Annotated in this window: 5 protein-coding genes; 4 read left to right on the top strand and 1 reads right to left on the bottom strand. The window is 72.6% G+C overall.

The window, feature by feature from the left end:
• On the bottom strand, positions 1-779 hold a 779-nt coding region (locus DZG00_RS12405), incomplete at its 3' end, for a LamB/YcsF family protein (RefSeq protein WP_147359994.1).
• Positions 780-906: 127 nt separating this feature from the next.
• On the opposite strand from DZG00_RS12405, the gene aspS reads away from it, so the two are divergent.
• From aspS to DZG00_RS12385, 4 genes are all read left to right on the top strand, one after another.
• The gene (aspS, locus tag DZG00_RS12400) at positions 907-2,217 is read left to right on the top strand and encodes an aspartate--tRNA(Asn) ligase (protein WP_119382735.1); all 1,311 of its coding nucleotides are present in this window, start codon (positions 907-909) and stop codon (positions 2,215-2,217) included.
• A 185-nt stretch (positions 2,218-2,402) separates the two neighbouring features.
• A complete protein-coding gene (locus DZG00_RS12395) occupies positions 2,403-3,632 on the top strand; it encodes an LCP family protein (RefSeq protein WP_119382736.1) in 1,230 nt (409 codons plus the stop codon).
• Positions 3,625-4,188 carry a P-loop NTPase family protein gene (locus tag DZG00_RS12390; protein ID WP_119382737.1) on the top strand — a complete coding sequence of 188 codons (564 nt, stop codon included), beginning with the start codon at positions 3,625-3,627 and terminating at the stop codon, positions 4,186-4,188. Before DZG00_RS12395 ends, DZG00_RS12390 begins: the two co-directional genes overlap by 8 nt.
• A gap of 116 nt (positions 4,189-4,304) precedes the next feature.
• Positions 4,305-4,682: a DUF7882 family protein gene (locus tag DZG00_RS12385; RefSeq protein ID WP_375342504.1), complete on the top strand. Its 378-nt coding sequence runs from the start codon at positions 4,305-4,307 to the stop codon at positions 4,680-4,682.
• Positions 4,683-4,755: the final 73 nt, after the last annotated feature.

Raw genomic sequence — 4,755 nt, 5'->3', positions numbered from 1 at the left:
GCGGGAGCGTCGGCGTCGGGCGCGTCCGGCACCGGCCGGATCGCCACGCCCGCCGCCTCGAGCGCGTCGCGCACCGCCCGGGCGAGGCCCACGGCACCGGGGGTGTCGCTGTGCAGGCAGAGGGAGTCGGGGTCGAGCCGCACCACGGATCCGTCGATCGCGACGACCGTGCCCTCCGTCGCCATGCGCACCGAGCGGGCGGCGACCTCGGCCGGGTCGTGGATCACGGACCCCTCCTGCCGCCTCGAGACGAGCGCGCCCTCGGGCGTGTACGCGCGGTCGGTGAACGCCTCGACGCGCGTCGGCAGCCCCGCCGCGGCGGCCAGCCGCAGGATCTCGGAGCCGGGGAGGCCCAGCACGGGGAGCGTCGGATCCAGCGCCACGACCGCGTCCACCACCGCCTGCGCCTGCACCGGGTCGTGCGCGATGCGGTTGTAGAGCGCGCCGTGCGGCTTGATGTAGGAGACGCGCGCGCCGACGGTCCGCGCCATCCCGGAGATCGCCGCCAGCTGGTAGAGCACGTCGCCCGTCACCTCGGCGGGCGATGCGTCGAGGTCGCGCCGGCCGAAGCCCGCGAGGTCGCGGTACGCGACGTGCGCCCCGACGGCCACGCCGTTCCGGGCCGCGCGCTCGAGCGCGTGCAGCATGACGAGCGGATCCCCCGCGTGGAAGCCGCACGCGACGTTCGCGCTCGAGACGACGTCGAGCATCGCGTCGTCGTCGCCGAGGGTCCAGCGGCCGAAGGACTCGGCCAGGTCGCTGTTGAGGTCGATCTGCATGGCGTCTCCCCTGCGGTTCTCGCGCCGCGTCGGGCGCCGGCGCCCGCCCGTCGCGTGGCCGTCCCACCAGGCTAGGCGGCCGCCGCGGCGCGCGGGGTGCCGGGGGCCGCGGATAGACTCGTGGACCGTGACTACCCGCACCCTCATCAAGAACCTGGCCGCCCTCGACGACGGGGACGTGGCCGTCTCCGGCTGGGTCGAGACCGTCCGGGATCAGAAGAAGATCCAGTTCGTGATCCTCCGCGACGAGTCGGGCGCGGTGCAGCTCACCTACAAGCGCCAGGGCGACGAGGATGCGACCGCCGACACCATCTCGGGTCTCGCGGCCGGCACCTTCCTCACCGCGACCGGCACGCTCAAGCACGACGAGCGCGTGAAGCTCGGCGGCCTGGAGATCGGGCTGTCCGGCATCGAGGTCGCGGGCGCGGCCATCCCGGAGACGCCCATCGCGGCGGACTCCTCCATCGACAAGCGCCTCGACTGGCGCTTCATCGACCTGCGCGCGCCCCGCAACTCGCTCATCTTCCGCGTGCAGACCACGCTGGTCCACGCGCTGCGCACCTACTGGGTCGAGCACGACTTCATCGAGGTCTTCTCCCCGAAGCTCATGGCCACCCCCTCGGAGTCGAACGCCGAGCTGTTCAAGGTCGACTACTTCGACGGCGTCGCGTACCTCGCGCAGAGCCCGCAGTTCTTCAAGCAGATGGCGCAGTCCGCCGGCTTCGGCAAGATGTTCGAGGTCGGCCCGGCGTTCCGCGCCGACCCGTCCTTCACCTCGCGCCACGCGACCGAGTTCACCTCGGTGGACGCGGAGATCAGCTGGATCGAGAGCCACGAGGACGTCGCCCGCCTCCAGGAGGAGCTCATCGTCGCCGCGCTCACCGCGGTGAAGGAGAAGCACGGCGACGAGATCCGCGAGCTGTTCGACGTGGAGGTGACCGTGCCGAGCATCCCGTTCCCGCGGATCCCGCTGCTCGAGGCCAAGGACATCGTCGCCAAGCGCGGCCACGTCATCGACCGCGCGGACGACGACCTCGACCCCGAGGGCGAGCGCCAGATCGCGGCGCACGTGATGGAGGAGTTCGGCCACGAGTTCGTGTTCCTCACCGACTACCCGTCGACGATCCGGCCCTTCTACCACATGCGGAACGCCGAGGACCCGACGATCACGAACAGCTACGACCTCATCTGGAACGGCGTCGAGATCACCACGGGAGCGCAGCGCGAGCACCGCATCGACGTGCTCGAGGCGCAGGCACGCGAGAAGGGCCTCGACCCCGAGGAGCTCGGCTCGTACCTCGACTTCTTCCGCTACGGCGTGCCGCCGCACGGCGGATTCGGCATGGGCCTCAACCGCGTGCTGATGCTGCTGCTGCACCAGTCGAACCTGCGCGAGGTCACGTACCTCTTCCGCGGGCCGAACCGGCTCGCCCCGTAGGTCACGCTCCACCGGACGGCCCGATCCCCTCTCGGAGGGGGTCGGGCCGTTCCGCGTGCACGGCCCCGCTTCCGGGGCGAGTGGGCTGAGGATCTACATCGCTCGGGGGAACCGCGGCCGCCCGCCGGTCCGTAACGTGGCCGTGCGTCCACGTGGGCGTCCGCCCGCCGATCCGAGGAGCCCGCATGTCCCAGGAGACGCGTCTGGACCGGCGCATCGCATCCGGCATCGCCCGGCACGGCCGGCTGCGGAGACCGAGCGGGATGCGCACCGCGGTCCTCGCCGCGGTCGTGGTGGCGGCCGTCGCGGTCGTGAGCACCGGATCCGTCGCCGCGTTCGCCGCGTGGGACCTCGCGCGCACGGTGCAGGCGAACGCCGTGGACATCGGGGACGGGCAGGCGCCGCCGCCCTCCATCGGCGGGATCGACGGGGGTGCGAACATCCTGCTGGTCGGCGGCGACACCCGCGAGGGCCAGGGCGACGGCTACGGCAGGGGCAAGGACGTCCAGACCGGCAACCTCAACGACGTCACGATGCTCCTGCACATCAGCGAGGACCACACGCGCGCGACCGTCGTCTCCTTCCCGCGCGACATGCTCGTCGACATGCCCGCGTGCACCCGTCCGGACGGCTCGGAGGAGCCCGCGTCCTCGGGCGTGCAGATCAACGTGGCCCTCAAGCGCGGCGGGCTGCCCTGCGTCGTGCGAGCCGTGGAGGCGATCACCGGCCTCGAGGTCCCCTACGGCGGCGTCATCCAGTTCAACGGGGTCGTCGCGATGTCGAACGCGGTCGGCGGCGTGCCCGTGTGCATCGCGAAGCGGCTCCACGATCCCAAGACGGACCTCGACCTGCAGCCCGGGATCCACCCGCTCCAGGGGCGCGAAGCCGTCCAGTTCCTCCGCACCCGCTACGGCGTGGGCGACGGGAGCGACATCGACCGGATCAGCAACCAGCAGGTGTTCCTCAGCGCCCTCCTGCGCACCATCACGGCGACGGACACGTTGACGAACCCGGCCAAGGTGTACGGGATCGCACGCGCCGCGGTCGACAACATGGTGCTGTCCACGTCGCTCGACACCCCGGCCGCGATCGCGTCGCTCGCCCTCACCGTGAAGGACATCCCGCTCGACCGCTTCACCTTCGTGCAGTACCCGAGCATCCGGCTGGAGAACCAGCGCGTGGCGCAGGATGTCGCGAAGGGCGACGAGATGATCGGCCTCATCGCGGCCGACGCCGACTTCACCCTGGCGCCAGGGAGCACCGGCGACGGTGTCGCGGCCCCCGGGGCCCCGGCGCCGACCACGCCGACACCCGACGCGGGCGCCGAGCCCTCCGCGGATGCGTCGGCCCCGTCCGTGCTGCCCGACGGCGTGACCGGCCAGACGGCCGCGGAGGAGACCTGCTCCAATGGCTGACGCGAGCCCACCCGCCCTCCTCCTCAACGGCACCTACGGCGTCGGCAAGAGCGCCGTGCTCGACCACGTCGGCGACCTGCTCGCGGAGGCCGGGCGGCCGTTCAGCCTGATGGATGTCGACTGGTACCACCGGTCGTGGCCGCCGGCGTCGTGGGATCCGGAGAACGTCGTCATCGAGGCGCGCGCCATGGCCGCCACGTGGGCGCTCTTCCAGGAGGCGGGGCCGCGGCAGCTCGTGGTCAGCGGCGTGGTCGCGGAGCGCACCGACCTCGAGCGGTACCGCGACGCGCTCGGCATCGACGTGCGGTGCGTGCGCCTCACCGCGTCGCCGGCCGTCGTCGAGGCCAGGCTGCGGTCCCGCTACGACGCCGACCGCCGCGCCGCGCTCGACTGGCACCTGGCCCGCCACGCCGAGCTGGCCGCGCGGCTGCAGGCGGCCGATCTCGACGAGACGACGATCGCGACGGATGCCCGCAGCCCGCGCGAGATCGCCCGGGCGGTCCTCGACGCGCTCGACGTGCTCGACGCCGGCGTCCGCTGGGCATCCGCTCGGTGACGGATCCGCCGCCCGGCCGGTGGACGTTTCCTCTCTTGCCGTAATATCTGGACCACCACTCGATGCCCCCACCCGCGGGTCGCCGAGCCGTCGCTGCCGCGGGATCCGCAGGATCCGTGACCTCGACGGGGACCAAGACGGGACACGGAGCAGGGCAGGGCATGGGCCAGCTGATCTTCGACAGCACCACCCGCACCACCATCGACGACCGGGCGCTCGCGCACCTGCAGATCGTCATGCTCAACAAGCTCCGCCGCAAGGAGAGCTTCGCGTTCTCGTGGAAGTACCCGGCGTCCGAGGGCGACGGGCGCAGCACCGTGTGGGTCGCCCCCGAGCTCCCGCTGCACTTCCGGTTCTCGGGAAGCCGGCCTCCCGCCATCAACCCGGCCTGGGTCGACGTGCTGATGGACAGCGCGAACACCGGCGCCGGGCTGCACCTGCTGCCGGAGCCGCCGCCCGGGTCGACCCCGCACGCCGAGCCGCGCGCCGACTGAGGACCGCGGGAGCGCGCCCCTGCGCCCGCGGTCCGATCCGCCCCGCCCGCGCCGCCCGACCCGACCCGACCAC

The sequence above is a fragment of the Clavibacter lycopersici genome (assembly GCF_003576405.1).
Taxonomy (GTDB): domain Bacteria; phylum Actinomycetota; class Actinomycetes; order Actinomycetales; family Microbacteriaceae; genus Clavibacter; species Clavibacter lycopersici.
The sequence above is the reverse complement of the archived record's forward strand: the minus strand, read 5'-3'. Positions and strand labels throughout refer to the sequence as shown.